Origin of the sequence: Rubellimicrobium thermophilum DSM 16684 (assembly GCF_000442315.1) — a bacterium.
Lineage (GTDB): Bacteria > Pseudomonadota > Alphaproteobacteria > Rhodobacterales > Rhodobacteraceae > Rubellimicrobium > Rubellimicrobium thermophilum.
In genome coordinates, this window is sequence record NZ_KE557324.1 from 95,001 (window position 1) to 120,095 (window position 25,095).

23 protein-coding genes, 1 tRNA gene, 2 rRNA genes and 3 pseudogenes are annotated in these 25,095 nt (G+C 66.4%); 10 read left to right on the forward strand and 19 right to left on the reverse strand.

Going from position 1 to position 25,095, the window contains the following annotated elements:
* Positions 1-200 precede the first annotated feature (200 nt).
* The 4 genes from RUTHE_RS12800 (at position 201) to RUTHE_RS16835 (ending at position 3,652) form a co-directional block, all read left to right on the forward strand.
* Positions 201-3,082 (forward strand): 23S ribosomal RNA (locus RUTHE_RS12800).
* A 134-nt stretch (positions 3,083-3,216) separates the two neighbouring features.
* Positions 3,217-3,331, forward strand: a 5S ribosomal RNA gene (gene rrf, locus RUTHE_RS12805).
* Positions 3,332-3,366: 35 nt separating this feature from the next.
* Positions 3,367-3,443: transfer RNA gene (locus RUTHE_RS12810), tRNA-Met, on the forward strand.
* Positions 3,444-3,490: 47 nt separating this feature from the next.
* Positions 3,491-3,652, forward strand: a complete 162-nt coding sequence (locus RUTHE_RS16835) for a hypothetical protein (RefSeq protein WP_021098869.1) — start codon at positions 3,491-3,493, stop codon at positions 3,650-3,652.
* A gap of 143 nt (positions 3,653-3,795) precedes the next feature.
* Here the strand turns inward: RUTHE_RS16835 and RUTHE_RS17725 are convergent, their stop codons facing one another.
* The 3 genes and pseudogenes from RUTHE_RS17725 to RUTHE_RS12825 form a co-directional block, all read right to left on the reverse strand.
* A complete protein-coding gene (locus tag RUTHE_RS17725; RefSeq protein WP_245542240.1) occupies positions 3,796-3,891 on the reverse strand; it encodes a hypothetical protein in 96 nt (31 codons plus the stop codon).
* Positions 3,892-3,964: 73 nt separating this feature from the next.
* Positions 3,965-5,185, reverse strand: a pseudogene (locus RUTHE_RS17730) (IS3 family transposase).
* Positions 5,186-5,436: 251 nt separating this feature from the next.
* Positions 5,437-6,351, reverse strand: coding sequence for a LysR substrate-binding domain-containing protein (locus RUTHE_RS12825; RefSeq protein ID WP_021098872.1), 915 nt, complete (start codon positions 6,349-6,351; stop codon positions 5,437-5,439).
* A gap of 83 nt (positions 6,352-6,434) precedes the next feature.
* Between RUTHE_RS12825 and pcaD the strand changes: the two genes are divergently transcribed.
* The 6 genes from pcaD to RUTHE_RS12855 all read left to right on the forward strand — a co-directional run bounded on the left by pcaD (position 6,435) and on the right by RUTHE_RS12855 (position 11,114).
* On the forward strand, positions 6,435-7,220 hold the full coding sequence (gene pcaD / locus RUTHE_RS12830; protein ID WP_021098873.1) for a 3-oxoadipate enol-lactonase: 786 nt from the start codon (positions 6,435-6,437) through the stop codon (positions 7,218-7,220).
* Entirely contained in the window at positions 7,213-7,599 is a 387-nt protein-coding gene (gene pcaC / locus RUTHE_RS12835; protein ID WP_021098874.1) for a 4-carboxymuconolactone decarboxylase, read from the forward strand. The genes pcaD and pcaC overlap by 8 nt, the downstream gene beginning before the upstream one ends.
* Positions 7,596-8,318: a protocatechuate 3,4-dioxygenase subunit beta gene (gene pcaH, locus RUTHE_RS12840; protein WP_021098875.1), complete on the forward strand. Its 723-nt coding sequence runs from the start codon at positions 7,596-7,598 to the stop codon at positions 8,316-8,318. Before pcaC ends, pcaH begins: the two co-directional genes overlap by 4 nt.
* Before the next feature lie 2 nt (positions 8,319-8,320).
* Entirely contained in the window at positions 8,321-8,932 is a 612-nt protein-coding gene (gene pcaG / locus RUTHE_RS12845) for a protocatechuate 3,4-dioxygenase subunit alpha (protein ID WP_021098876.1), read from the forward strand.
* A gap of 2 nt (positions 8,933-8,934) precedes the next feature.
* On the forward strand, positions 8,935-9,774 hold the full coding sequence (locus tag RUTHE_RS12850; RefSeq protein WP_021098877.1) for a 3-oxoadipate:acetyl-CoA acetyltransferase: 840 nt from the start codon (positions 8,935-8,937) through the stop codon (positions 9,772-9,774).
* A 104-nt stretch (positions 9,775-9,878) separates the two neighbouring features.
* Positions 9,879-11,114, forward strand: a complete 1,236-nt coding sequence (locus RUTHE_RS12855; RefSeq protein WP_342662249.1) for a lyase family protein — start codon at positions 9,879-9,881, stop codon at positions 11,112-11,114.
* 11 nt (positions 11,115-11,125) lie between these two features.
* Here RUTHE_RS12855 and RUTHE_RS12860 read toward each other — a convergent pair.
* From RUTHE_RS12860 to RUTHE_RS12925, 16 genes and pseudogenes are all read right to left on the reverse strand, one after another.
* Positions 11,126-13,004, reverse strand: a pseudogene (locus RUTHE_RS12860) (bifunctional sugar phosphate isomerase/epimerase/4-hydroxyphenylpyruvate dioxygenase family protein).
* On the reverse strand, positions 13,001-13,846 hold the full coding sequence (locus RUTHE_RS12865) for a shikimate dehydrogenase family protein (protein ID WP_021098881.1): 846 nt from the start codon (positions 13,844-13,846) through the stop codon (positions 13,001-13,003). The pseudogene RUTHE_RS12860 and the gene RUTHE_RS12865 overlap by 4 nt, the downstream one beginning before the upstream one ends.
* Positions 13,843-15,342 (reverse strand): tripartite tricarboxylate transporter permease, encoded by a 1,500-nt coding sequence (locus tag RUTHE_RS12870; RefSeq protein ID WP_021098882.1) that lies wholly within the window; start codon positions 15,340-15,342, stop codon positions 13,843-13,845. Before RUTHE_RS12870 ends, RUTHE_RS12865 begins: the two co-directional genes overlap by 4 nt.
* Before the next feature lies 1 nt (position 15,343).
* The gene (locus RUTHE_RS12875; RefSeq protein ID WP_021098883.1) at positions 15,344-15,859 is read right to left on the reverse strand and encodes a tripartite tricarboxylate transporter TctB family protein; all 516 of its coding nucleotides are present in this window, start codon (positions 15,857-15,859) and stop codon (positions 15,344-15,346) included.
* Positions 15,860-15,968: 109 nt separating this feature from the next.
* Positions 15,969-16,964, reverse strand: coding sequence for a Bug family tripartite tricarboxylate transporter substrate binding protein (locus RUTHE_RS12880; RefSeq protein ID WP_021098884.1), 996 nt, complete (start codon positions 16,962-16,964; stop codon positions 15,969-15,971).
* A gap of 115 nt (positions 16,965-17,079) precedes the next feature.
* Positions 17,080-18,009 carry a LysR family transcriptional regulator gene (locus RUTHE_RS12885; protein ID WP_040645874.1) on the reverse strand — a complete coding sequence of 310 codons (930 nt, stop codon included), beginning with the start codon at positions 18,007-18,009 and terminating at the stop codon, positions 17,080-17,082.
* Between the two features lie 146 nt (positions 18,010-18,155).
* Positions 18,156-18,980 (reverse strand): 3-methyl-2-oxobutanoate hydroxymethyltransferase, encoded by an 825-nt coding sequence (locus RUTHE_RS12890; protein WP_021098886.1) that lies wholly within the window; start codon positions 18,978-18,980, stop codon positions 18,156-18,158.
* Positions 18,981-18,984: 4 nt separating this feature from the next.
* The gene (locus RUTHE_RS12895) at positions 18,985-19,758 is read right to left on the reverse strand and encodes a TIM barrel protein (RefSeq protein WP_021098887.1); all 774 of its coding nucleotides are present in this window, start codon (positions 19,756-19,758) and stop codon (positions 18,985-18,987) included.
* A gap of 1 nt (position 19,759) precedes the next feature.
* Positions 19,760-20,071 carry a MocE family 2Fe-2S type ferredoxin gene (locus tag RUTHE_RS12900; RefSeq protein ID WP_021098888.1) on the reverse strand — a complete coding sequence of 104 codons (312 nt, stop codon included), beginning with the start codon at positions 20,069-20,071 and terminating at the stop codon, positions 19,760-19,762.
* 10 nt (positions 20,072-20,081) lie between these two features.
* Positions 20,082-21,041, reverse strand: a complete 960-nt coding sequence (locus RUTHE_RS12905) for a sugar phosphate isomerase/epimerase family protein (RefSeq protein ID WP_021098889.1) — start codon at positions 21,039-21,041, stop codon at positions 20,082-20,084.
* The gene (locus RUTHE_RS17735) at positions 21,038-21,346 is read right to left on the reverse strand and encodes a hypothetical protein (RefSeq protein ID WP_245542241.1); all 309 of its coding nucleotides are present in this window, start codon (positions 21,344-21,346) and stop codon (positions 21,038-21,040) included. The genes RUTHE_RS12905 and RUTHE_RS17735 overlap by 4 nt, the downstream gene beginning before the upstream one ends.
* Positions 21,324-21,845 (reverse strand): Gfo/Idh/MocA family protein, encoded by a 522-nt coding sequence (locus RUTHE_RS17740; RefSeq protein ID WP_245542242.1) that lies wholly within the window; start codon positions 21,843-21,845, stop codon positions 21,324-21,326. The genes RUTHE_RS17735 and RUTHE_RS17740 overlap by 23 nt, the downstream gene beginning before the upstream one ends.
* Positions 21,846-21,849: 4 nt before the next feature.
* A pseudogene (locus RUTHE_RS17745) lies at positions 21,850-22,044 on the reverse strand (Gfo/Idh/MocA family oxidoreductase); the annotation flags it as partial.
* Positions 22,045-22,139: 95 nt separating this feature from the next.
* On the reverse strand, positions 22,140-22,937 hold the full coding sequence (locus tag RUTHE_RS12915; RefSeq protein ID WP_021098891.1) for an ATP-binding cassette domain-containing protein: 798 nt from the start codon (positions 22,935-22,937) through the stop codon (positions 22,140-22,142).
* A gap of 8 nt (positions 22,938-22,945) precedes the next feature.
* Positions 22,946-24,001 (reverse strand): ABC transporter permease, encoded by a 1,056-nt coding sequence (locus RUTHE_RS12920; RefSeq protein ID WP_021098892.1) that lies wholly within the window; start codon positions 23,999-24,001, stop codon positions 22,946-22,948.
* 93 nt (positions 24,002-24,094) lie between these two features.
* On the reverse strand, positions 24,095-25,054 hold the full coding sequence (locus RUTHE_RS12925) for a substrate-binding domain-containing protein (protein WP_021098893.1): 960 nt from the start codon (positions 25,052-25,054) through the stop codon (positions 24,095-24,097).
* Positions 25,055-25,095 lie beyond the last annotated feature (41 nt).

Genomic DNA, 25,095 nt, shown 5'->3' on the forward strand with positions numbered 1-25,095 from the left:
GGCCCGAAGCGGATCTGTATCCAAGTCTAGTACACTAACCGCGCATTTGCGGGCTGTCCCTGTTGGGATGGCTGCGGATGCGAGTGATGTATGACTTTCCGCCCAGGGCCGTGCGAGCTGGAGAGCCGCGCGGGGGGCAGGGACGGATGGGCTGGTCTTTTTGGGCTGGCGGCATCCTGTGTCTGTCTGTCTCTGGGTCGGATCAAGCGCGAGAAGGGCGTTTGGTGGATGCCTTGGCAGCAAGAGGCGATGAAGGACGTGATACCCTGCGATAAGCCATGGGGAGCCGGGAATGGGCTTTGATCCATGGATTTCCGAATGGGGAAACCCACCTGACAGTTGATTATGGTTGCTCTTCGGGGCGATCCATAATCGGCTGAGACAGGGACTTGGAACCTGAACACATAGGGTTTCAAGGGCGAACCCGGGGAACTGAAACATCTCAGTACCCGGAGGAAAGGACATCAACAGAGACTCCGTCAGTAGTGGCGAGCGAACGCGGACCAGCCGAGCCGTGAGAACGACCAGAATGGCCTGGAAAGGCCAGCCGGAGCGGGTGACAGCCCCGTATGGGAAGTTCGATCGGACGCATCAAGTAGGGCGGGACACGTGGAATCCTGTCCGAAGATCGGGGGACCACCCTCGAAGGCTAAGTACTCCTTGCTGACCGATAGCGAACCAGTACCGTGAGGGAAAGGTGAAAAGCACCCCGACGAGGGGAGTGAAACAGTACCTGAAACCGGACGCCTACAATCAGTCGGAGCCTCCATGAGAGGTGACGGCGTACCTTTTGTATAATGGGTCACCGACTTGGTCTCACGAGCGAGCTTAAGCCGATAGGCGGAGGCGGAGCGAAAGCGAGTCTGAACAGGGCGTTCAGTTCGTGGGATCAGACCCGAAACCGAGTGATCTAGCCATGGCCAGGCTGAAGGCTGGGTAGCACCAGCTGGAGGGCCGAACCCACACCTGTTGAAAAAGGTCGGGATGAGCTGTGGCTAGGGGTGAAAGGCCAATCAAACTCGGAAATAGCTGGTTCTCCGCGAAATCTATTTAGGTAGAGCGTCGGGTGAATGCCTTCGGGGGTAGAGCACTGGATGGGTGATGGGGGCCCACAGCCTTACTGAGCCTAACCAAACTCCGAATACCGAAGAGCACTGCCCGGCAGACAGACGGCGGGTGCTAACGTCCGTCGTCGAGAGGGAAACAACCCTGACCTCCAGCTAAGGCCCCCAATTCACGGCTAAGTGGGAAAGCAGGTGGGACGACCAAAACAACCAGGAGGTTGGCTTAGAAGCAGCCATCCTTTAAAGATAGCGTAACAGCTCACTGGTCTAGACAAGTTGTCCTGCGGCGAAGATGTAACGGGGCTCAAGCCGTGAGCCGAAGCTGAGGATGCACCATTGGGTGCATGGTAGCGGAGCGTGGCGTGACATGGGTCCGCGTCTGTGATGCCGTCGAGGCGGATATGCGGGATGGGGCAGCCCATCGCGCCGACATCGCCACAGGCGGCAGCGCAGACGGAGGACTCTTCGATGAAGCCGGGGCGTGAGCCATCCGGTGGAGAGATCGCCAGCGAGAATGGTGACATGAGTAGCGACAAAGGGGGTGAGAGACCCCCTCGCCGAAAGTCCAAGGGTTCCTGCTTAAAGCTAATCTGAGCAGGGTGAGCCGGCCCCTAAGGCGAGGCCGAGAGGCGTAGTCGATGGGAACCAGGTGAATAGTCCTGGGCCAGTGGGATGTGACGGATCGCAGATGTTGTCCGGTCTTATCGGATTGACCGGGCAGCTGAGCGGTCCCTGGAAATAGCCCCACATCAGACCGTACCCGAAACCGACACAGGTGGACTGGTAGAGCATACCAAGGCGCTTGAGAGAACGACGTCGAAGGAACTCGGCAAAATGCCTCCGTAAGTTCGCGAGAAGGAGGCCCCGTTCCCGGGCAACCGGGGGCGGGGGGCACAAAAGAGGGGGTGGCGACTGTTTACTAAAAACACAGGGCTGTGCGAAGCCGCAAGGCGCCGTATACAGTCTGACGCCTGCCCGGTGCCGGAAGGTTAAAGGGAGGGGTGCAAGCCCCGAACTGAAGCCCCGGTAAACGGCGGCCGTAACTATAACGGTCCTAAGGTAGCGAAATTCCTTGTCGGGTAAGTTCCGACCTGCACGAATGGCGTAACGACTTCCCCGCTGTCTCCGACGTCGACTCAGCGAAATTGAACTGCCCGTGAAGATGCGGGCTCCCCGCGGTTAGACGGAAAGACCCCATGAACCTTTACTCTAGCTTCGCACTGGCACCAGGATTGCGATGTGCAGGATAGGTGGTAGGCCTTGAAGCGGAGGCGCCAGCCTCCGTGGAGCCGCCCTTGAGATACCACCCTTCGTGCTCTTGGTGTCTAACCGCGGCCCGTCATCCGGGTCCGGGACCCTGCGTGGTGGGGAGTTTGACTGGGGCGGTCGCCTCCCAAACAGTAACGGAGGCGCGCGATGGTGGGCTCAGGGCGGTCGGAAATCGCCCGTTGAGTGCAATGGCAGAAGCCCGCCTGACTGCGAGACCGACAGGTCGAGCAGAGTCGAAAGACGGCCATAGTGATCCGGTGGTCCCGCGTGGAAGGGCCATCGCTCAACGAATAAAAGGTACTCTGGGGATAACAGGCTGATACTGCCCAAGAGTCCATATCGACGGCAGTGTTTGGCACCTCGATGTCGGCTCATCTCATCCTGGGGCTGGAGCAGGTCCCAAGGGTATGGCTGTTCGCCATTTAAAGAGGTACGTGAGCTGGGTTTAGAACGTCGTGAGACAGTTCGGTCCCTATCTTCCGTGGGTGCAGGAGACTTGAGAGGACTTGCCCCTAGTACGAGAGGACCGGGGTGAACGTTCCACTGGTGGACCGGTTGTCGCGCCAGCGGCAGTGCCGGGTAGCCATGAACGGACAGGATAACCGCTGAAAGCATCTAAGCGGGAAGCCCCCCTCAAAACCAGGTCTCCCCATAAGGACCGTGGTAGACCACCACGTCGATAGGCCGGACGTGCAAGCGCGGTAACGCGCTCAGCGAACCGGTACTAATCGTCCAACAGGCTTGACCCGACCCAGTGACAGGCAAACACAGCCCTCACTGCAAAACAGGAAAACCATCCATCACTCAAACCCAACCAGGATACAGAAAAAAAACTCCGATGCACCACGCCCCAACCCACGGGGCACACAGGGTCCTGATCCGGTCTGGTGGCCATAGCCTGAGCGAAACACCCGATCCCATCCCGAACTCGGCCGTTAAGCGCCCAGACGCCAATGGTACTGCGCCTCAAGACGCGGGAGAGTAGGTCACCGCCAGACCTGATCAGAACCCCCTCTCTCAACACACTCCACACCGCGGGGTGGAGCAGCCCGGTAGCTCGTCAGGCTCATAACCTGAAGGCCGCAGGTTCAAATCCTGCCCCCGCAACCAAAAATTACGCGCCTCCAAACTCTTGCGCACCGCCCGCTGGCGGTGCGGTGACGCTGCCGGTCGCGCTGCTGTGGGTCCTGTTCGCAGGATGGGCGGCCTGGATGGATTTCCGCATCGGCCCGATTGCCCATGCCGGGCTCGGGCTGACCTCGCTCTATCTGCTGTGCGCGGGGGCCGCCCAGCAGCTGATCTACGGGCGGGAGGGCTGAACCCGCCGCCGGCTGATGGGTATTCAGTTCCGGCATCTGGTGGATTGGATTGACGATGAATCTGTCTGGCTCTGCAGACCAGGCCTTGCAGATGTATTCGCATGGCGTGCGGCCGCCGAGAGCCCCGAGCCTGTGGCGAAGTTTCAGGCAGCAATGAAACCCGCGAGGTGGGTGCGAACCCGATCGTGGGTATCGTCGTGGAAGCGTTTAACGGTGGCCTTCCTGATCGTCCGGTTCATCCGCTCGATCCGGCCGTTGGTCCACGGATGTTTGGGTTTGGTCAGCCGGTTCTCGACCCGTTGCCTTCGCAGATCATGTCGAAGCGCATCGGCCGGGAGATGATCGTGTTCCGGTTCTCGGCTGTTCTGCGAACTGAATGCCGGTGTCGGTCAGGATCGTGTGGATTCGGGAGGGAACGGCCTCGAGCGCGCGCTCCGGAAACTGCCAGGCGGTGCGCCTGTCCGCTTTGTCGACGCGTTGGGTCAAGGCGAATCGGCTCGTTCGGTCGATGCCGAGGAACAGGGTCTCGTTCAGCAGCTCGTCACGCATCCGGCCGTTGAAGGCTTCGCAGTTCCCATTCTGCATGGGCTTGCCGGGCGCGATGTAATGCCATTTCACCTTCATCTTCTCCGCCCATTCCAGGATCGCGTTCGAGGTGAACTCGGTGCCGTTGTCGGAGACGATCACTCCAGGCTTTGCCCGCCGTTCGATCAAGGCTGTGAGTTCCCGGGCAACCCGTCGGCCTGAAATCGAGGTGTCGACCACGGCTGCCAAGCTCTTCTTGGTGACATCGTCGATCCCGTTCAGGGTGAGGGCGGAGCCGCCACCGGTTCAAGGCCCGCCCGAACGAAGCGGCGACCATCGGCAAACCGATCCTGGACGAACCGAAGGTCCGCGCAGCGAAATCGACCGACCAGCGGGCGTTCGCCATGGCTTCCGTCCTCAGCGGCGCCCGCGTGCCCGTGGACCGTTTGCAGCCGCGCCGGCGATGGACGGACAGCCCTTCCTCGCGATAGAGGCGCTGGGTCTTCTTCCGGTTCAGGCCATGGCCTTCGCCGCGCAGCAGCACGTGCAGGCGTCGATAGCCGAAACGGCGTTGCTCGGCTGCCCGTTGGCGCAACCGCTCACGCAAGCCCTCATCGCGTGGCCGTCGTGATCGGTAGCGGACCATCTTGCGGTCCGCTCGAATGACCTGGCACGCCCGCCGCTCGCTCATCTCGTCGGTCGCAGTGAGATGGGCGACTGCTTCACGCCTTCCGGCGGGCGTCACCACTTTTTTGAGAGCAGGTCCTTCAAGGCTGTGTTGTCGAGCATCGCCTCGGCGAGCAGGCGCTTCAGCTTGGCGTTCTCGTCCTCAAGCGCCTTCAGACGCTTCGCCTCCGACACATCCATGCCGCCGAACTTCGCCTTCCAGGCGTAGAACATGGAACTGCTGATCTCGTGCTTCCGGCAGACATCAGCCGTTGAAACGCCCGCCTCCTGCTCACGCAGCACGGCGATGATCTGCTCTTCGCCGAACCTCGATCGCTTCATGGTCCGGTCCTTCCTTCGGTCCGGACTCTAGCCTCATCTGGACGACGTCGCAGGGGTCACAGCACCAGGCAGAGATCAGCTTGCGCCGGCCTTCTCGGGGACAGGTCGCAGCGGCCGCCGGCTGCGCATCATCCCCTGTGACGTGTCAGGTGCCGTCCCGGCCTTGTCGAGGGGCCAGCGGGTTTCCGACGTCCGGGCCGGCGGGACCCTTTGGCGCATCCGGGATGCGGGCGGCCTGCGGAAACATCCCCCTACAAGGCCGGACCCTCGCGCCTGCGGGCCACCTCGCGGCAGATCTGCACCAGGAGCTCGAGCCGTGACGCTTCGGGGCCGGCCTGCCGGCGCGTGATCCCCACTGCACCCGACAGAAAGCGCATGCCTGTCGGCAGTTCGACCAGCACGCTCCGCTCCAGTTCCTCGGCCACTACCCCGCGGGAGATGAACCAGACCGCATCCGATCCGGCGAGGATTCCGCGGCCGACCGCCAGGGCCACGGTTTCGAAGGCCGGGCGCAGGGTGGCCAGACCCAGGCTGGCCAGATAGTCGTCCACAGCCCGACGGATCAGCGCCCCTTCGGGCGGCAGGATCACGGGAACTGCGGCCAGCACTGTCGGAATGGGCACATCGATCAGGGGGTGCTCGCTGCGCGCGACCAGAACGATGTCTTCCTCATACAGATGTTCGAAGGTCAGGCCGGCCATCTCGGCCGGCACCGGCATGCGGCCGATCATCAGATCGATGCGGCCTTCATGCAGAAGGCCCAGCAGATGGGAATGCGGTCCGGTTTCGATCTTCAGAACCGTTTCGGGGGCGACCTCGCGAAAGCGCAGCGCCACGCGGGGAAACAGCCGCGTCGCCGCGGTCGGCAGGATGCCCACCCGGATGGCCCCGCCCCCGGCCCCCGGTCGCAGGGCTGCCGCCCCTGCCTCCAAGGCCTGGAGGCCCAGGCTTGCCTGACGCCGGAAGGTAACACCGGCTTCGGTCAGGATCAGGCGACGCTTCTCGCGCCGGAAGAGGGGCGCGCCCAGGAGATCCTCCAGTTCGGCCAGAGTGCGCGAGAGGGCGGGCTGGGTGATGCCCTGCCGACGCGCCACGCCCGACAGGCTGCCTTCGGCGGCGATGTCCAGGAAGGCCCGGATATGGCGCAGCTTGATCGCCGGATGCATGATCAGACAGTCATGGATTATGATCGCTTTTGCATTACCACAACAGTTTCTTTGTCAATATGTTATGGAAAGGAGGACAAGGAATGCAAGCTTTGCCCCGCCCCTTCGGCGCGCTGCATGTCCGGGTCGATGGGCCCGAAGATGCCCCTGCCGTGGTCCTTGCCAATTCGCTGGGCACCGATCTGCGGCTCTGGGATCGCGTGTTGCCCCTGCTGCCCCGGAATCTGCGCCTCATCCGCTATGACAAGCGCGGCCACGGTCTGTCCGCCTGCAGCGGCGGCACGACGATCACGGATCATGCCGAGGACGCGATCGCTGTCATCGAGCAGATGGCGCGCGGGCCGGTCGTCTTCGTCGGCCTGTCGATCGGCGGGCTGATCGCACAGACCGTGGCCGCGCAGCGCCCCGATCTGCTGCGCGCGCTGGTGCTGTCGAACACCGCTGCGCGGCTGGGCACGGCCGAGACCTGGCAGGCACGGATCGACGCCATCAGGGCCGGGGGGCTGGACGCCATCGCCGATGCCGTGATGGAGCGCTGGTTCACCCCTGCCTTCCGCGCCTCGGCCGAATGCGCGCTCTGGCGCGCGATGCTGACGCGCACGCCGGTGCAGGGTTACGTCGCCGCCTGCATGGCCCTGGCGCATGCCGATCAGCGTGCGGCAAGCGCGCGGCTGACCCTGCCCACGCTGGTCCTTGCGGGATCCGAGGACGGCTCCACACCCCCGGCCGTGGTGCAGGAGACGGCCGCCCTCATCACCGGTGCGGTCTATCACGAAATCCCCAGCACCGGACATCTGCCGCCGGTGGAAGCGCCGGCTGCATGGGCTGCCCTGGTGTCCCCCTTCCTCGAGGCTCATGCGTATGACTGACATCACGGCCAGAGGCGTTGCCACCCGCCGCAGGGTTCTGGGCGATGCCCATGTGGACCGCGCCGAGGCCGCCACGACGGATTTCGATGCGCCCTTCCAGGCGCTCATCACCGATGCGGCCTGGGGGCATGTCTGGGCGCGCAACACGATCCCGCTGCGCGAACGCTCGATGCTGACGATCGCGCTTCTGGCGGGGCTCGGCAACGATCACGAGCTGGCCATGCATATCCGCGCCACCCGCAACACCGGCGCCAGCGAAGCGGATGTGATGGAGGCGCTGCTGCACGTCGCCATCTACGCCGGCATCCCGCGCGCCAATCACGCCATCAGGATCGCCAGGGAGACCTTCGCCGCCATGGCAACCGAGGAGGAGAGATGAAGCCCGCCGAGTTCTACCCGCGCGACCGCCTCTGGCACCCCCCCGCCCTGACCCCCGATTACAAGACCTCCGTCGCGCGCAGTCCGCGCTGGGCGATGCTCTCGCTGCAAGGGTCGCTGTCCGAGATCACCGGGCCGGTCTTCGGCCATGGCGACATCGGCCCGCTCGACAACGATCTCATCCGCAACTTTGCCACGACCGGCGATCCGGTGGGCGAACGGATCATCGTCCATGGCCGCGTGCTGGACGAAAACGGCCGCCCCGTGCCGAACACTCTGGTCGAGATCTGGCAGGCCAATGCCGGCGGGCGCTACCGGCACAAGAAGGACACCTACCTCGCGCCCATCGACCCGAACTTCGGCGGCTGCGGCCGGACGCTGACCGACGAATCCGGCTACTACTTCTTCCGCACGATCAAGCCCGGCGCCTATCCCTGGCGCAACTGGGTGAACAACTGGCGGCCGGCGCATATCCATGTCTCGGTCTTCGGCACGGCCTTCAGCCAGCGCCTGATCACTCAGATGTATTTCGAGGGCGATCCGCTGATCCACCAATGCCCGATCGTGAACACGATCCCCGACCCGCGCGCCATCGACCAGCTCATCGCGCCCTTGGACATGAACGCGGCGATCCCGCTCGACTGTCTGGCCTACAAGTTCGACATCGTGCTGCGCGGGCGTCGGTCCACCCTTTTCGAGAACCGGCTGGAGGGAAACTGACGATGCCGCAGCCGCTGAACTATCTCAAGGAATCGCCGTCGCAGACCGCCGGACCTTACGTCCATATCGGGCTGGCGCCGGGGGCGGCGGGCTTTGCCATCTTCCGCCAGGAACTGGGGCGGGAAATCGCCGCCCCCGATGTCCCCGGAGAGCGCATCCGCGTCGAAGGCATCGTGTTCGACGGCACCGGCTCCCCGGTGACGGATGTGCTGATCGAGGTCTGGCAGGCCGATGCGGCCGGCATCTATCCCCATCCCGAGGATCCGCGCCATGCGGACTGCGCGAAGGGCTTCCGCGGCTGGGGACGCATCGTCCCGGATTTCGAGACCGGGCTCTGGGCCTTCGAGACGATCAAGCCGGGTGCCGTGCCAGGGCGGAGCGGCCGGATGATGGCGCCGCACATCTCCTTCTGGCTGGTGGCGCGGGGCATCAATATCGGGCTTTCCACCCGGATGTATTTCGAGGACGAGGACAATGCCGCCGATCCGGTGCTGAACCTGATCGAACAGCCCCCCCGGCGCGAGACGCTCATCGCGCGCCGCACGGGCCCGGGCCGCTACCGCTTCGACATCCGCCTTCAGGGCGAGGACGAAACCGTGTTCCTGGATGTCTGACCATGGCCGAGCCCTGCATCATCTGCGTCGCGATCACCGGATCCCTGCCGACCAAGGAGAACAACCCGGCCGTCCCGATCACCATCTCCGAACAGGTGGAAAGCACGCATGAGGCCTTCGAGGCGGGTGCCGCCATCGTCCATTGCCACGTGCGCGATGACGAAGGCCGCCCGACCAGCGACCCCGAACGCTTCGCCCGGCTGATGGAGGGGCTGCGCCGCCATTGCCCCGGCATGATCATCCAGCTCTCGACCGGGGGCCGGTCTGGTGCCGGGCGGGAACGCGGCGGGATGCTGCCTCTCGCCCCCGACATGGCCTCGCTGGCCGTGGGCTCGAACAATTTCCCCACCCGCGTCTACGAGAACCCGCCCGATCTGGTGGACTGGCTGGCGGCCGAAATGCTGCGCTACGGCGTCAAGCCCGAGATCGAGGCCTTCGATCTCAGCCATATCTTCAAGGCAAAGGAGATGTGGGACCGGGGTCAGATCGCCGGCCGGCCCTATGTGCAGTTCGTGATGGGCGTGAAGAACGCCATGCCCGCCGACCGCGATGTCTTCGACTATTACATCCACACGGTGAAACGCCTTTTCGGCGAGGACACCCCGTGGTGCGCGGCCGGGATCGGGCCGAACCAGATCGTGCTCAACGAATGGGCGGTGGCGGCGGGGGGGCATGCGCGGACCGGGCTTGAGGACAATGTGCGGCTCGACCGCGAGCGGCTCGCGCCGTCGAACGCGGCGCTGGTGCGGCGGGTGGTGGAGATCTGCGACCGTTACGAGCGGCCGGTGGCAACCTGGCAGCAGGCGCGCGCCATCCTCGGCCTGAAGCAACCCGCCTGCTGAGCTGCCGATGCCCGCCCATCCCGCCGACAGCGCCATCTACCGCGAGCTTCTGGGCGATGCGGAGGTGGCGCGGCTCTTTTTCCGACGGCGCCGAGATCGCCGCCATGCTGCGGGTCGAAGAGGCCCTGGCAAGGGTGCAGGGGGCGCTCGGTCTGATCCCGGCCGAGGCCGCCGCCGCGATCGAACGGGCGGCGCGGGAGGTGGCGATCGACCCCGCGGCGCTTGCGGCCGAAACGGCCCGTCATGGTGTGCCGGTGCCGGGGCTGCTGGCCGCCTTCCGCGCTGCCGCGCACGCGCCCGAGGCGATGCAGTATCTGCACTGGGGCGCCACCAGCCAGGATATCATGGACACCGCGCTCGCGTTGCGCCTGCGTGAGGTCCTGGATCTCTGGCAGGCCCGCCTCGACGGGCTGGTGGAACGGCTCGGGGCGCTGGCTGCGGCCCATGCCGATCTGCCGATGGCGGCGCGCACCTATGGGCAGGCGGCGACGCCGACGAGCTTCGGCGCGGTGGTGGCCGGCTGGGGCTGGCCGCTTCTCGACTGGCGAGACGGGCTCGCGCCCCTACGGGGAGAGGTGCTCCGGGTCTCGCTTTCCGGGGCGGCAGGGACGCTTTCTGCCATGGACACACGCGGGCCAGCGGTGCGCACGGCGCTGGCACGCGAGCTCGGCCTGGCCGATCCCGGTCGCGACTGGCACGCGGACCGCTCCGGGATGGCACGCCTGGCCGCCTTTGCCGCGGGGCTTGCGGGAAGCCTCGGCAAGATGGGCGAGGATCTGATCCTGCTTGCGCAGTCCGGTCTGGCGGAAGTGTCCTTGGGAGGGGGCGGCGGGTCCTCGACCATGCCGCAGAAGCAGAACCCGGTCGCGCCCTCGGCGTTGGTTGCCCTGGCGCGCCACGTGATCGGGCTTGCCGGCACGCTTCACGGCGCGGGCCTGCACCGGCAGCAGCGCGACGGCGCGGCCTGGTTCACCGAATGGCTGACCTTGCCGCAGATGTGCATCGCGACGGGCCGGATGCTGTTGCTGTCGCAGGAGATCCTCTCCGGCCTTGCCCCCGATCCGGCGGCGATGGCGCGCAGTCTGGAGGCGGATGGCGGTCTGGTCCATGCCGAGGCCCTGACCTTTGTGCTTGCCGAACGGATGCCGCGGCCCGAGGCGCAGGCCGCGGTCGCGGCGCTCTGCCGCGAGGTGCGCAAGACCGGCCTCCCTCTTCTGCGGCTCCTGGAGCAGCATTTCCCCGGAACCGACTGGGACGCGCATGCCCGGGCCAGGGGACTTGGCCAGGCGCCAGCCGAAGCCCGCGCCTTTGCCGCGCGCGCAGGCCGGAGCCGGCCCTGAACCGGGTCCCCCTAAAGGCGCGGCATGCCGGCGGGCCGGGTGCTGCGCTTCTGGGCGGCGATGCGGAAGGGCGCGTTTGCGGCTCCGTAACCCTGATAGTTGCCCTGACGCTGGACGATCTCGATGAAGAAGCCGCCCGGGCGGGATTCGGAATAGAGCTGGAAGAACTGGCCGCCGGCGTCTTCGTCATAGAGCACATTGGCCGCCTGCATCCGGGCCACCAGCGCCGGGGCCAGACCAAAGCGCGCAGCCACGTCGTCATAATAGTTCGCGCCGATCCGAAGCGCCGGGAAACCACGTTCTGCCAAGGCCTTCGCCGTGGCAAAGATATCGGCCGTGGCAAAGGCGAGATGCTGGACCGCCGCGCCGAATGTATCCTCGACAAAACGCCCGGCCAAGGTGCGCCGGGCTTCCGATCCGTTCAGCGTCACCCGCAGCCCGCCCGATTGCACCGCCTGACTGCGCACGAGCCCGTCGGGATCGGCCACATCGACCATCGGCGCCTTCCGCCCCCCGAAGATCGAGGTATAGAACAGGGCCCAGCTGAGCATTTCGTCATAGGGCATGGTCTGGCCCAGGTGATCCACGGCGATCAGACCGACCCCCGCCTGCGCCGGCTCGGCGCGGAAATCGACATCCCAGATGCGGGCCGGATCGGTATTGCAATCCAGCAGGCGGATCAGGCTGCCGCCGACGCCGCGGATCGCCGGGATCGACAGTTCGCCCTTGCGGATCGGCTGGTCATGATTCTGTGCCAGCAGCGCCAGCGCCCGCGCATGGGCGGCCCGGGCATCGGGCACGGGCCAGCGCCACCTCTGCGACGGTGGTGCCATGGGCGGCATAGGAACGGCGTGCAAACCCCTCCTGATCGGTGTTGACCAGGATATTCACGCCGCCCTGACGCCACAGCGCGACGGGCTTGGACACATGCGCCCCCGCGCGGGCAAAGCCGGCCGCCTGCAGAAAGGCCTCGAGAGCGGAGGCCTCCTGCGGCGAGGTGGCGAATTCCACGAATTCGACATGGCTGACCGGCGCCGGCGGCGGAAAGGGGGGCAGATTCACGGCCAGCGTGGGTTCCTGCCGGCGGGCGCGATCCAGGGCCGCGATCAGGCTGCGCCGGCCGTCCAGCGCCACCAGGCGCGGCAGGCCCGCCCGGAACTGGTCGTTGAAGATCTCGAGGCTCAGCGGCCCGGCATAACCCGTGGCCAGAACCGCACGCAGGAACGCCGTCACGTCGAGGTCGCCCTCGCCCGGCATGTTGCGGAAATGCCGCGACCAGTAGAGCGGATCCATCTCGATCGCCGGCGCATCGGCGAGCTGGACGAAGAAGATGCGGTCGCCGGGAATGCGGCGGATCGTGTCCGGGTCGATCCGGCGGGCCAGGGTGTGAAAGCTGTCGAGGATCAGTCCGACATTCGGGTGGTCGGCGCGGCGCACCACCTCCCATGCGTCGCGATGGTCGTTCACGTGGCGCCCCCAGGCCAGCGCCTCGAACCCCACCCGGACCCCGTGGCTGCGGGCCAGTTCGCCAAGCTCGGCGAAATCCGCGGCCATCCGGTCGATTCCGCCCATCGCCGCCGGGTGGACCGAGGAGCAGACCAGCATCAGATCGGTGCCGAGCTGGTTCATCAGATCGAACTTGCGCGCCGCCCGGGCAAAGGCGCGAGAGCGGTGCGGCTCGGGCAGGCCCTCGAAATCGCGGAAGGGCTGGAACAGGGTGATCTCCAGCCCCGCATCACGGACCATCCGGCCGACTTCCTCGGGGCGGAAGTCCGAAGCGATGAAATCCTGCTCGAAGATCTCGATCCCGTCGAAGCCGGCGGCCGCGATGGCTTCCAGCTTCTCGGCGAAGGTGCCGGAGATCGACACCGTCGCGATCGACGTCTTCATGGTGCGTCCCTCCCTTCCGCGAGGTCGCGGCGCAGCCGCGCCTCGTCGAGCGGCAGCCCGGTGAAGATCGCCCAGGCATCGATCCCCTGACCCACGAAGAGCTCATAGCCCGAGATGATCTCGAGCCCCTCGGCCGCGGCATCCTGCAGGAACTGCGTTTCGACGGGAGTATAGACGGCATCGAAGGCCCAGGCCGCGCCGGCGAGGGCCGGACGGGGCAGGGGGGTCCCTTCATGGCCCACCATGCCCACCGGGGTGCAGTTGACGAGGCCCGCCGCGCCGGGGGCCAGGTCTGCGGCATCGGCTCCGGTCCGGGTGACGAGCCCCGGCCGCGCCTGCGCAAGCGCCTGGGCCAGCGCCCCAGCCCTGGCCGGATCACGGTCTGCGATGCGGATCTCCGCAAGGCCGAGCGCCACCAGGCCGAAGGCCACGGCCCGGCCCACACCGCCGGCACCGATCATCAGCACCGGGCCGGGCGGCGCCGCGCCCCGCACCCGGCGATAGGCGGCGATGAAGCCGGAATGGTCGGTGTTGAAGCCGTGCGGCCCTCCGGCATCGAAGAGGACCGTGTTCACCGCGCCGATCGCCCTGACGAGCGGATCCTCCACCACGACCCTCGCTGCTGCGCGCTCCTTGTAGGGGTAGGTGACGTTGACCCCCCGATAGCCGGACGCCGCGGCATGGGCGAAGACTTCGTCGAAGGTCATTCCCATCGTGGGTGGCACCAGGCTGTCATAGACCACGCGCCGCCCGTTCTGCGCCCCGGCCAGGCGGTGCAGCCGCGGCGACTGCGAGGCGGCGATGTTGTCGCCGATGAGGCCGAGGCGGATGATCTCGCTCATGTCTGTTTCCGGCGGAAGATCAGACCCCAGAGGGGAGTCTTGGAGAGGAAGATCAGGAGGATGAAGGCGAAGAGCGCCAGCGAGAGCGGGCTTGTGAGGATGCCCTGCATCAGGCGGACCGGGCTTTCGAGATCGGAAATGATCGCGCGGCGCCAGTTGTCGTCCAGAAGCCGCGACAGGATCACGCCCAGGATCACCGGGCCGAGCGGATAGCCATAGAGCTTCATGAAGTATCCGAAGACGCCGAAGCCCAGCATCCAGTAGACATCGGTCAGGCTGTTGTTCACCGCATAGGCGCCGACGACGGACAGAAGCAGGATGGCCGGCAGCAGCACGGCTCGCGGCAGTTCCACGATCTTCACGAAGAAGCGGATGCCCGTCAGCCCGAAGATCAGGATGAAGATGTTGGCCAGCACCAGCGACGAGACGATGAACCAGAACATGTCGGGCTGGCTGGTCATCAGCAGAGGCCCGGGATTGAGCCCGTGGATGAAGAGCGCACCGATGATGATCGCGGTCACCGCATCGCCGGGAATGCCCAGCGTGAGCATCGGGATGAAGGCCCCGCCGACGGCGGCGTTGTTGGCGGTCTCGGGCGCCACCAGGCCCTCGACCGCGCCCTGTCCGAAGGGCACCTCGGGGTTGCGGGTCACGCGCTTGGCGTGGTCATAGGCAATGAGCGCCGCGATGTCGCCGCCCGTGCCCGGCAGCGCGCCGATCACCGTGCCGATGGTCGATGTCTGGAGCCCGAGCGGCAGGTGCCGGCGCACCTGCGCCCAGGACGGGATGATCCGTCCGATCTTCTGCTTCACGGCGGGCGTGTTCACCGTGTGCAGCTGCATCAGCCCCTCCGAGATGCCGAACATCCCGATCATCACGGCGATGAAGGAGACCCCCCCGCGCAGCCCGTCGATCCCGAAGGTGAAGCGTTCGGTGAAGGTGAGCGGATCCATGCCCACCGCGCCGATCCCGATCCCCAGCGCGCCGGCGAAGATACCCTTGACCAGGCTCTCGCCCGAGAGCGACCCGACGAGCAGGATGCCGAGAACCCCGAGCATGAAGTAGTCGCGCGGCTGGAAGCGCAGGGCGAAGTCCGACAGCGTCGGGGCGAAGGCGGCCAGCGCGAAGATGCCGATGAACCCGCCGATGAAGGATACCACGGTGGCGATGCCGATGGCCTCGCCGGCAAGGCCCTTCTTCGCCATGGGAAAGCCGTCGAGCGCGGTGGCGATGGCGGCCGGCGCGCCGGGGATGTTCAGGAGGATCGCGGTGCGCGATCCGCCATAGACGCCGCCCATGTAGATGCCGATCATCAGCGCGAGTGCGGGATAGACCTCCCAGGAGAAGGTGAAGGAGATCAGGATCGACACGGCCATCGTGACCGAAAGGCCGGGAATGGCGCCGACATAGATTCCGGCGAAGGTGCCGATCGCGATCAGCCCCAGCAGCCTGGGCTCGAGCAGGGGGATGAGGAAGGCCTGGATGGCGTCCATCATCTCAGCCGCCCTCCCCGCGGAACAGGCGCTTCACCCAGGCGATGATCTCGGCCTCGGGGACGAGGCCTTCGGGCATGAGCACGGTGAAGACGATGCGGAAGACGAGGTAGATGATGATCAGGATCAGCAGGGCCAGAAGGGCCGAGCGCGCCAGGCTGTAACGGGCAAGATAGCGGATCATCCCCGTGAGGAACAGGAAGGATGTGGGCAGGAAGCCCAGGGGTTTGAGCGCCAGGGCATAGGCGCCGATGGCCGCGATGGTGACGATCACGGGGACCGGCAGGATGTGCTGCCGCAGCGTCTCGGTGGTCGTGCCGCTCTTGCGCAGGGTCTCCCGAAGGATCAGCACAGCGCAGATCAGCATGGTTGCGGTGGTGACCATCGGCACCGTGCCCGGGGCCGACAGCGCCTCGAACCCCGAGATCCCATAGGCTGACCAGAGAAGGAACAGGCTGGCCAGCACCATGGCCAGGTTGAACAGCAGTTCGCCCGGCCGTCTTGGTCGATTCGTCTGCATCCTGCCCTCCTCCCCGAGGCAATGCGAAATGGGCACCCTTTCCCGCCCTGAGGCAGGGCATCGCACCGCCCCGGCTGTCAGAGGGGGCGGTGCACACCCTGGCGGGGGATCAGGGACGCGGAATGTCGAACTCTTCGGGCGAGGCCTGCGTCAGACCAGCCTCATGCATCAGCCAGGCGGTTGTCGATTGCCAGTCGGCGAGGAAGGCTTCGGCCTCGGCTCCGGAGAGGGACAGCATCTTGAAGCCGCGGTTGTTGATCAGATCCACGAAGTCCGGCTGCTGGGCGGCCTCGGCATAGGCGGCGACAAGTTCCGCGACGATCTCGTCGGGCGTGCCCTTCTTCACGAAGACGCCGAAGAACGGCCCCCAGGGCAGCATCTCGGCGAATTCGGGGTTGGTCGAAACGATCGTGGGCACATCCGGCAGCTGCGGGGACGGTTCGACATCGAACAGGGCGATGGGCTTCATCGTGCCGCCCCGGATCCCCTCGATCGCGGCGCCCAGAACGGCCGGCATGACATCGATCGCACCACCCTGCAGCGCCGTCAGCGCCGGACCGTCGCCGTCATAGGGCACGAAGGTCACGTCGAGGGGCGTCACGGAGTTGATCATGGCGGTGACGACCGAAGGCAGGCCGCCGGGCCCGGTGGAGCCGAACTTCACCATCCGCGGATTGTCCCGCACATAGTCCACCAGTTCGGGGAAGGTGTCGAAGGGCGCATCGGGCCGCGCCACCAAGATCGGCACGCCGCGGGCGATGATGTTGATCGGGACGAAATCGCCATAGTCCTTTTCGCCCAGGCCCATCACCTTGTAGAGCAGGGGATTTTCGGCCCCGAAGAGAAGCGTGTAGCCATCGGCTTCGGCTTCGGCGACGCGGTTCAGGGCGATGGCGCCCACTCCGCCGGTAATGTTCTGCATCACGACGGTCCCGCCAAGAACCGCCTCGGCATGGGGGGTGATTGCCCGTGCCACCGTGTCGGTGGAACCGCCGGCCCCCCACTGGATGATCCCCTGGATTTCCCTTTCGGGGTATTCGGCCAGTGCGGGGATTGCCCCCAGGCACAATGCGAGCGCAGCCCCGAAGACGGACCTCATCAGCATGTCGGTCTCCTCCCTGACATCAGGACGGGCCTGTCCTCCCAGACCCGGTTGGGGCAGTCTGGCAAAAGATCATCTTAACGGCAAATACCGATAATTTCATGATGCTAACATGATGTTAATTTCGCCGCGGCGGATCCCAGTCCTTCCGCATCGTGGCCTCGGCAAGTTCGTGCCGGAACCGCTCGATCGCGAATTCTGCAAAGCTGGACAGGTGGCGGCCGCGCTTGCGCACCACCCAGGCGGTGATGGTGGCCTTTTCGCGCAAGGGGCGGCGGACCAGACCGGGCATGTAGACCTCGGCCACGGAGAATTCGTCGATCAGCGCAACACCCAGGCCATGCCGGACGAGGCTGACGACGGTCTGGGCGAACCGGCCGCGCATGATGTGGCGCGGTTCGATCCCGGCATCGTGGAAGGGCTGGGCCAGGCTTGCGCCATAGGGATCGTCCGGATGCACGCCGACGAACGGAAAGCGGATCATGTCGTGGATGGAGATGCTGGCCTGTGCCGCCAGCTCGTGCCCTTCGGGCACGATGGCGACGATGCGTCCCTGCACGAGCGGTTGCGATTCGACGGCCGGATTCTCGACCGGCGAGGACATGAAGACGACCTCGCCGCGTTCAAGCAGGAGGTAATCCAGAGTCTCCTCGATCTTCAGGATGTTGAGGTCGATCATGAGATCGGGAAAGCGGGCCCTGATGGCCCGGATGGCTCGGGCTGCGATGAATTGAGCGATCGAGGGCGCGGCGGCGAAGGACAGGACGAACTCGCCCCCCTTCTTGACCGAGCTGATGGCCATGTTCAGGTTCTCGACCTGCCGATAGACCTGATTGAGCATCTCGAAGATGGCATGGGCCTCGGGCGCGGGGACAAAGACCCCGGCCCGCCGGTCGAACAGACGGATCCCCAGGCCGTCCTCGGTATGCCGGATCAGGCGGCTGATGCCGGGGGCCGAGACATTCAGCAGTTTCGCCGCCCCCTGGATCGAGCCGGCGATCATGACCGCGCGCACCACTTCGACTTGTCGCAGCGTGAGTTCCTTCATGCCGGCCATGCTAGCAGACCACAGCGGGGCGCATAGCGGCCGATTGCCGGCATGATGACCGGCAGGGCCGCCTTTGCGACGGCCATGCCGGTCCCTTGCGCGACCGAACAGGGGCGGGTTGATGTCCGCCCCGCTGCCGCGTGCCCCTAGCGCTCGAGCGAGGCCAGGAAGGCCTCGAACTCCGCCTCCGGCATGGGCACGTTGTGTCGCGGCTCTGGGTAGCCGCCGCTCTGCACATCGGCGGCGAACTCCCTGAAGGCGTTGATGCGTTCCTGCTGCAGGCGGGCATATTCGGCGGCGAAGTCGCGATAGACCTTGGCATGCCGCGGCCGGTGACCCGAGGTGCAGCCCAGGACGTCCTCGGCAAAGAGGTATTGCGCATCCGCCCCCGGGCCTGCGCCCATGCCCAGCATGATCAGGCTGGTATTCCGGCTGATGAACTCGCCCAGGCGGTCGGGAACGACTTCCAGCTCGGCCCCGAAGCAGCCGATGGCCTCGAGCCGCTTGACATGATCCCAGACGGCGCGGGCTTCGGCTGCGGTCTTGCCGACGGCGCGCCAGCCGGTCCAGGTGATGGTGGAGGGGATCAGCCCGACATGCCCGACCACGGGGATGTGGTTGTCGCAGAGCACCTTCTGGATCTCGAGGCTGGCCGCGCAGTAGAAGCTGTCGCCCCCCATGGCCATGAAATGATAAGCCGCGCGCAGATAGTCTTCGGCCGTGGCCAGATGCGCGCCGTTGAACCGGCCCCAGCCGCCATAGGGAAGGCCCACCTGCACGAAGCAGCGGCCCGCCGCTTCGCGCATCTCCGGGCTGAAGAAGCGGCCCTCGATCGACAGCATGTCGATGCCCGCGGCATCGGCTGCGGCCGCCTCTTCGGGCGTCGTGACATAGAGCATGGTGATCTTCTGCCCGCGTGCCTTCATCGCGCGGATGTCGTGGACGGTGGGGCGGTTCGACTTGTGGACCATGGGATCAGACCGTGAATGTGCAGCGAAAGGTCTCGAGGGCCGTTTCCGGATCGCCCCTGGCGAAGGCCTCGAGCCCGACGGGACCTTCATAGCCCATCTCCGTCAGGGTCAACGCGATGCCACGATAGTTGATCTCGCCTGTGCCCGGCTCGCAGCGGCCGGGATTGTCGGCCACCTGCACCTCGCCGATCCAGGGCAGGCAGGCCCGACACCAGCGGATCAGGTCGCCCTCGCCGATCTGGGTATGGTAGAGGTCGAGGTTGATCCGAAGCTGCGGGCGGTTGACCGCACTGACGAGGCCCAGAACCGCCGCCGTCGAGCCGAAGGGACAGCCGGGGTGATCGATGGGGTTGAGGTTCTCGAGCGTGAAGGTCACGCCTTCGGCCTCGGCCAGATCGCAGAGGCGGTGCAGCGTGTCGCGGGCGCGGATCTCCATGCCGGGGGCGAAGGCGCCGATCTGCGGGATCGGGATGCCCTGCGGCCCAAGCCCCGTGCCGTGCAGGTTCAACCGCTGCACGCCGAGCCGCTTGCCGACCTCAACCGCCTCGCGGGCCGAGGCGAGCAGCATCGCGCAGCCCTCCTCGTCGGTCAGGCGCCCCTGAAGATAGCCGTTCATGATGGTGAAGGTCGCGCCGGTCTTCTCCAGCGCGGGGATGTCCCAGCCAGGCCAGTTCCAGAGACCGACGCCAAGGCCCATCTCCTTCAGGCGGGAAACCCGCCAGGCGAGGGGCCGGTCGCGCCAGAGCATCTCGGCACAGGCGGAAAGCTGGAAGGCCATCTCAGATCTCCACCAGGACGCGGCCGTTCTCGATGCGGGTGCGGTAGGTGCGCAGGTTCTCGCAGGCGGGCGGTGTCTCGACCTCGCCGGTGGTGATGTCGAAGATCGAGGAATGCTTGGGGCATTCGATGGTGTTCTCCACCACCATCCCGTCGGCAAGGTGCACATCCTCATGGGTGCAGAGCCCATCGGTGCAGAAATACTCGTCGCGATGGTTGCGGACGATGATGAATGTGCGTCCGCCGTGATCGAAGCGGATCACGTCCTCGGCGGCGATGTCGTCGGTGGCGCAGGCATCGATCCATGCCGGCATGGGGGTCTCCTCAGATCGGTTGCGGTCTGTAGTCGGGCGGGGCCACGGGCATCACGCCCCTGAGCAGGGCGACAGAGCGCTCGAGTCCTTCCCGGGCGTTCAGCAGCACGTCCTCGTGCTCGATCGACAGCCAGCCATCATAGCCGGCCATCCGCAGGCGGTAGCAGAACTGCCGCCACCATTCCTCGCCATGACCGAAGCCGAGGGTGATGTAGCTCCAGCTTCTCGCGGCGATGTCCGTGAGAGGGCCGGTCTCCAGAAGCGAGGTCGTGGCCTGCACGGGGGCGTTGAGCAGCGTGTCCTTGGCATGGACATGGAACAGCGCCTCGCCCAGCGCAGCGGCGGCAGCGAGCGGATCGGCCCCCATCCAGAAGAGATGCGAGGGGTCGAGGTTCGCGCCCAACTCGGGGCCGACCGCCGCACGCAACCGCAACAGGGTGGGAATGTTGTAGACGCATTGGTTGCCGTGCAGCTCGAGAGCGAGGCGCGACACCCCGTTCTCGCGGGCGAACGCCACGGTCCGCGTCCAGAAGGGGATCAGCACCTCCTCCCACTGATAGCGCAGGATCGTCTGCGTCTCGGGCGGCCAGGAGGCGACGACCCAGTTCGGCATCCGGTCCGTCGCCGACCCCGCCGGCAGGCCCGACATCGTGCAGACGGTGCCGACCCCCAGCTCGCCGGCAAGGCGGATCGTGTCGTTCAGCCCCTCCGCCTGTGCCGGATCGGCGGGATGCAGCGGGTTGCCATTGGCGTTGAGTGCGACGATCTCGAGCCCTCGTGCCTCGAAGGCCGCGCGGAAGGCGCGGCGGCGCTCGGCGCTGGCCAGCAGCGCCTTCAGGTCGAGATGCGGCGCGGTGGACCAGCCGCAGGCGTTCATCTCCACCCCCGAGACCCCGAGCCGCATCGCCTCGTCGAGCATCGCCTCGAACGAGAGGCCCGCGAGGCTGTCGGATACGATGGCAAGCTTCATGTGTAGAGCTCCGGCCGCGCGATCATCTCGACCGGAACGCGCCGGCCCTCGGCCAGCGCGCGCACGCCCACCTCGGCTGCCGCGGCGGCGGCGTAGCCGTCCCAGGCCGAGGCAGCGGCCTCGGGGAAGGCGCCGGTGGCGGCGAAGCGCAGGAAGGCGCGCATCTGGCGGCGGTAGGCCTCGGCATAGCGCGGGCGCCAGTCGGCATCGTAGCGCAGGCACGCGGCGCCGCCCGCGTCGGTCCGCGTATGGGAGAGGTGGTTTGTGGCGATCCCGCCCGCCTCACCCACAAGCTCCGCCCGCACGTCGTAGCCGTAGGCGGCGTTGTTGTTGACCTCGATCGTGACGATCCTGGCCATCGGTCGTCTCGAGCACCATCACCACGGGCGCCACCCGGTCGTCGGAGCGTCGCGGTTGCCAGGCCGAGACGGCCGCATATTCTGTCCCGAGCACGTGGCGCACGATGTCGAATTCGTGCGGGGCCGAATTGGTGATCGCCATCGCGCCGGTGAAATCGGCGGCGGGAGTCTCGACGTTGCGGTGGAGGTTGTGCATCACGAGCGCCCGGCCGATGCGCCCCGCGGCCAGCGCCGCCCGCATCTCGGCATAGGCCTGGTCGAAGCGGCGCATGAAGCCGACCATCACGAACCGCGTCCCGGCGGCCTGTTCGGCCGCCATGACCTCGAGGCACCCGGCCGGTGTCTGCGACAGGGGCTTCTCGCAGAGCACGCGCTTGCCCGCGCGGATGCAGGCCAGCGACAGCGGCGCATGGGTGGCGTCGGGGGCTGGCGACCACCACCGCATCCACATCCGCCCGGGCGATCACCGCCTCGGGGTCGGAGGCCACGTCGGCTGCGCCGAGCGCGTCGGCGACGGCGCGTGCGCGGGCGGCGTCGCGGTCGCAGACGACCCGGAGCTGTGCACCCTGCACCTCCTCGGTCAGGATCCGCGCATGCTCGGCCCCCATGAGGCCAGCCCCGATGAGGGCGATTCCGATGGCCATGTCACTCTCCGGGTCGGGCGGCGGCCCGGTCGCGGTGCCGCTGCATCAGCGAAGCCGTCAGTCTCTGCTGACACCGTTCTGCAACCGATGCCCTGTCATGTGTCGGCATGGGCCCCCTCGATCGCGGCTTCGATATGGGCCATGATCTCGCCGCCGGCCATCAGGTCGGTGATCTCCTCTCGCGTCCTCTCGCCCTTGCGGAAGTCGGCGGCGATGGCGCCGCGGATCAGCACCGCGAAATGATCGCCGACAGCCATGGCATGCGTCACCTGATGCGTGATGAAGATCACCGCGAGCCCGCGCCGCTTGGCCTCGTTGATGATGCGCAGCACATGGGCCGCCTGCTTGACGCCGAGCGCGGCTGTCGGTTCGTCGAGGATCAGGACGCGCGCCCCGAAATGGACGGCGCGGGCGATGGCGAGCGATTGCCTCTCGCCCCCCGAAAGGCCGCCGACCAGGCGGTCGCCGTCGTCGATGCGGGTGATGCCGAAGTCGCGGACGGCCTGGACCGCGATCGTATTGGCGCGTTTGCGGTCGAAGACCCTGAACGGCCCCCAGCCCTTCGTCGGCTCGACGCCCACGAAGAAGCTCCGGCCGATCGACATCAGCGGGAAGGTGCCTCCGAATTGGTGCACGGTCGCGATGCCGCAGGTCTGGGCATCCTTCGGGCTGGCAAAGGCCACCGGCCGTCCGTCGAGCAGGATCTCTCCTGCGGAGGGTCTGTGAACGCCGGAGAGGATCTTGATGAGGGTGGACTTGCCCGCGCCATTATCGCCAAGAAGGCACAGCACCTCGCCCGCATGGACCTTGAGCGAGATGTCCTGCAGGACGTCGATCGGCCCGAAGGACTTGCTGATGTGGCGCAGTTCGATGAGGGGGGCGGCGGCGGTCATGGCGGGCCTCATGTCCTCTTCGGGCTGTAGTTCAGCGCCATCCGGCGGAAGACGTTGTTCATCAGGACTGCGGCAAGCAGCATCACCCCGATGATCAGGGAGGACCAGTTGCGGTCGAAATCGGTGAAGTAGATCCCCTGGTTGACGATCGCGAAGGTCAGCGTGCCGAAGACGATCCCGATCACCGATCCGAAACCGCCGGTCAGCAGCACCCCCCCGACGACGACCGCGATGATGGCGTTGAAGATGTAGCTCATCCCGGCCGAAACCTGGGCGGAGTTGAACAGGATCGCCTGGCAGAGCCCGACAAAGGCCGCGCTGGTCGCAGACAGGATGTAGAGGAGCACCATCATCCGCCGCGTCGGGATGCCGGCGTTGCGCGCGCTCTCGCGGTCGCCGCCCATGGCGAAGATCCAGTTTCCCCATGGGGAGAAGTGGACATAGAAGACATAGAGCGCCGTCAGAAGGATCCACCAGACGATCACCACCTGAAAGGCGCCGCCGATGAACTGGCCGAAGAGGAACTTGGCGACGGGGCCGGACTCCTCGGGCGGCAGCGCGACACTGACCGTCCCGGTGAACAGGACCGACAGGCCCAGCACGACGCCCTGCATGGCAAAGAGGGTTCCCATCGTCACGATCAGTGACGGCACCCCGGTCACATTGACGAGGGTTCCGTTGATCCAGCCGACCACCACGCCGAGGGCGAGTGCGGCCGCGATGGCCAGCCAGATCGACTGATCCCCGTGGCCGGCGATGATGGCGACCGTCATCGATCCGGCCGGGATCATCGCCCCGATCGAGATGTCGAGCTCGCCCGCGATCATCAGCAGCCCCACGGGGATCGCGACGATCCCGAGACTGGCCGCGACATTGAGCCAGCTCGCGACGCCGGCCGGCTGAAGGAAGCCGGTGCCGCCGAAGACCAGGAAGAAGAGGGTGACGGCCAGAAGGCCGAGAAGGGCCCCGGCCTCGGGGCGGCGCAGATGGCTTCCGGGCGAGAAGGCGCGGCCGGCAGAGCGGCGGGCGAGTGCGGGAGAGGCGGCGGCGGTCCGGTCGGTCATGGGGTCTCCTCTCGGGGCGGGCCGGACGGGCGGGCTGCGATGAGGGGGCTGTCCGGCCCCTGGGAGAAGGCCGGACAGCAGCTAGGGCTGCGCTCAGCGCGCGCCCTTGGCGACTCCGGCGAGGGTGGCCTCGATGTTGGAGGAATCAACGATTCCCGGGCCGGTGGCGATGGGGGCCACGGGGAGGTTGTTGCCGAACTCGATATAGGCGTTGAGCAGCGAGGTGGCGAGGAAGCCCTGGAGATAGGGCTGCTGGTCGACCGCGAAGCCCTGCTGCCCGGCCTGGATGCGCTGAAGGCCGGCTTCGTTGAAGTCGAAGGATCCCAGCATCACCTCGCCCGTCTTGCCCGCCTGCTGGATGCCGATGGCGGCGCTGTCGGCATCGCCGGCCGAGATGGTGATCAGCCCCCGGATCTCCTCATTGCCCAGAAGGGTGGACTTGATGGCCTCGGCCACGGCGGTCGGATCGCCGAAGGAGGTGGCCGGCAGCGGCAGCTGTTCGGCGGTGCCGCCCTTTTCGGCCAGACCGTCGGCCACGCCCTGGCATCGCGCCTCGAGATTGGCGGCGCCGGGCACCGTGTTGACGCAGATCACGTTCATCACGCCCTGGTCGCCGAAATAGCGCCCTGCGGCGAGACCGGCCTGATATTCGTCATTGCCGACATAGTTGATTGCGCCCAGTTCGCGCGCCTTATCGATGTTGCCGGCATTCATCAGCATCACGGTGATGCCGGCGTCGATCGCGGCCCGGATGGCATCATCCTCGGCCTCGGGCACCCAGTTGGGAACCACGATCCCGTCCACGCCCTGGCTGATCGCGGTGCGGACAAGCTGGGCCGCGTCGGGGCCAAGATTGTCATAGGTCTGGAGCTGGAGATAGGTCACCGAACCGCCGTCGCGTTCGATGGCCATCGCGGCATCCTCCAGACCCTTCTTGATCTTGGCCCAGAAGGGATCGTCGGTCTTGCCGCCGATCACGGCGATGTCGGCGGCGGTGGCGGCCGTGGCCGCCAGGGCCAGGACCGAAACGGCCAGCAGTCGCGTCACTGTCATGATGGAAGATCCTCCCTTGCTTCCTGTCCGGGTGCTGGGGC

Coding starts and splice junctions, on each gene's coding strand:
- RUTHE_RS17725 (WP_245542240.1), bottom strand. CDS start 3,891: ATGAACCGGACGATCAGGAAGGCCACCGTTAAACGCTTCCACGACGAT.
- RUTHE_RS12825 (WP_021098872.1), bottom strand. CDS start 6,351: ATGCATCCGGCGATCAAGCTGCGCCATATCCGGGCCTTCCTGGACATC.
- pcaD (WP_021098873.1), top strand. CDS start 6,435: ATGCAAGCTTTGCCCCGCCCCTTCGGCGCGCTGCATGTCCGGGTCGAT.
- pcaC (WP_021098874.1), top strand. CDS start 7,213: ATGACTGACATCACGGCCAGAGGCGTTGCCACCCGCCGCAGGGTTCTG.
- pcaH (WP_021098875.1), top strand. CDS start 7,596: ATGAAGCCCGCCGAGTTCTACCCGCGCGACCGCCTCTGGCACCCCCCC.
- pcaG (WP_021098876.1), top strand. CDS start 8,321: ATGCCGCAGCCGCTGAACTATCTCAAGGAATCGCCGTCGCAGACCGCC.
- RUTHE_RS12850 (WP_021098877.1), top strand. CDS start 8,935: ATGGCCGAGCCCTGCATCATCTGCGTCGCGATCACCGGATCCCTGCCG.
- RUTHE_RS12855 (WP_342662249.1), top strand. CDS start 9,879: ATGCTGCGGGTCGAAGAGGCCCTGGCAAGGGTGCAGGGGGCGCTCGGT.
- RUTHE_RS12865 (WP_021098881.1), bottom strand. CDS start 13,846: ATGAGCGAGATCATCCGCCTCGGCCTCATCGGCGACAACATCGCCGCC.
- RUTHE_RS12870 (WP_021098882.1), bottom strand. CDS start 15,342: ATGATGGACGCCATCCAGGCCTTCCTCATCCCCCTGCTCGAGCCCAGG.
- RUTHE_RS12875 (WP_021098883.1), bottom strand. CDS start 15,859: ATGCAGACGAATCGACCAAGACGGCCGGGCGAACTGCTGTTCAACCTG.
- RUTHE_RS12880 (WP_021098884.1), bottom strand. CDS start 16,964: ATGCTGATGAGGTCCGTCTTCGGGGCTGCGCTCGCATTGTGCCTGGGG.
- RUTHE_RS12885 (WP_040645874.1), bottom strand. CDS start 18,009: ATGAAGGAACTCACGCTGCGACAAGTCGAAGTGGTGCGCGCGGTCATG.
- RUTHE_RS12890 (WP_021098886.1), bottom strand. CDS start 18,980: ATGGTCCACAAGTCGAACCGCCCCACCGTCCACGACATCCGCGCGATG.
- RUTHE_RS12895 (WP_021098887.1), bottom strand. CDS start 19,758: ATGGCCTTCCAGCTTTCCGCCTGTGCCGAGATGCTCTGGCGCGACCGG.
- RUTHE_RS12900 (WP_021098888.1), bottom strand. CDS start 20,071: ATGCCGGCATGGATCGATGCCTGCGCCACCGACGACATCGCCGCCGAG.
- RUTHE_RS12905 (WP_021098889.1), bottom strand. CDS start 21,041: ATGAAGCTTGCCATCGTATCCGACAGCCTCGCGGGCCTCTCGTTCGAG.
- RUTHE_RS17740 (WP_245542242.1), bottom strand. CDS start 21,845: ATGCGGTGGTGGTCGCCAGCCCCCGACGCCACCCATGCGCCGCTGTCG.
- RUTHE_RS12915 (WP_021098891.1), bottom strand. CDS start 22,937: ATGACCGCCGCCGCCCCCCTCATCGAACTGCGCCACATCAGCAAGTCC.
- RUTHE_RS12920 (WP_021098892.1), bottom strand. CDS start 24,001: ATGACCGACCGGACCGCCGCCGCCTCTCCCGCACTCGCCCGCCGCTCT.
- RUTHE_RS12925 (WP_021098893.1), bottom strand. CDS start 25,054: ATGACAGTGACGCGACTGCTGGCCGTTTCGGTCCTGGCCCTGGCGGCC.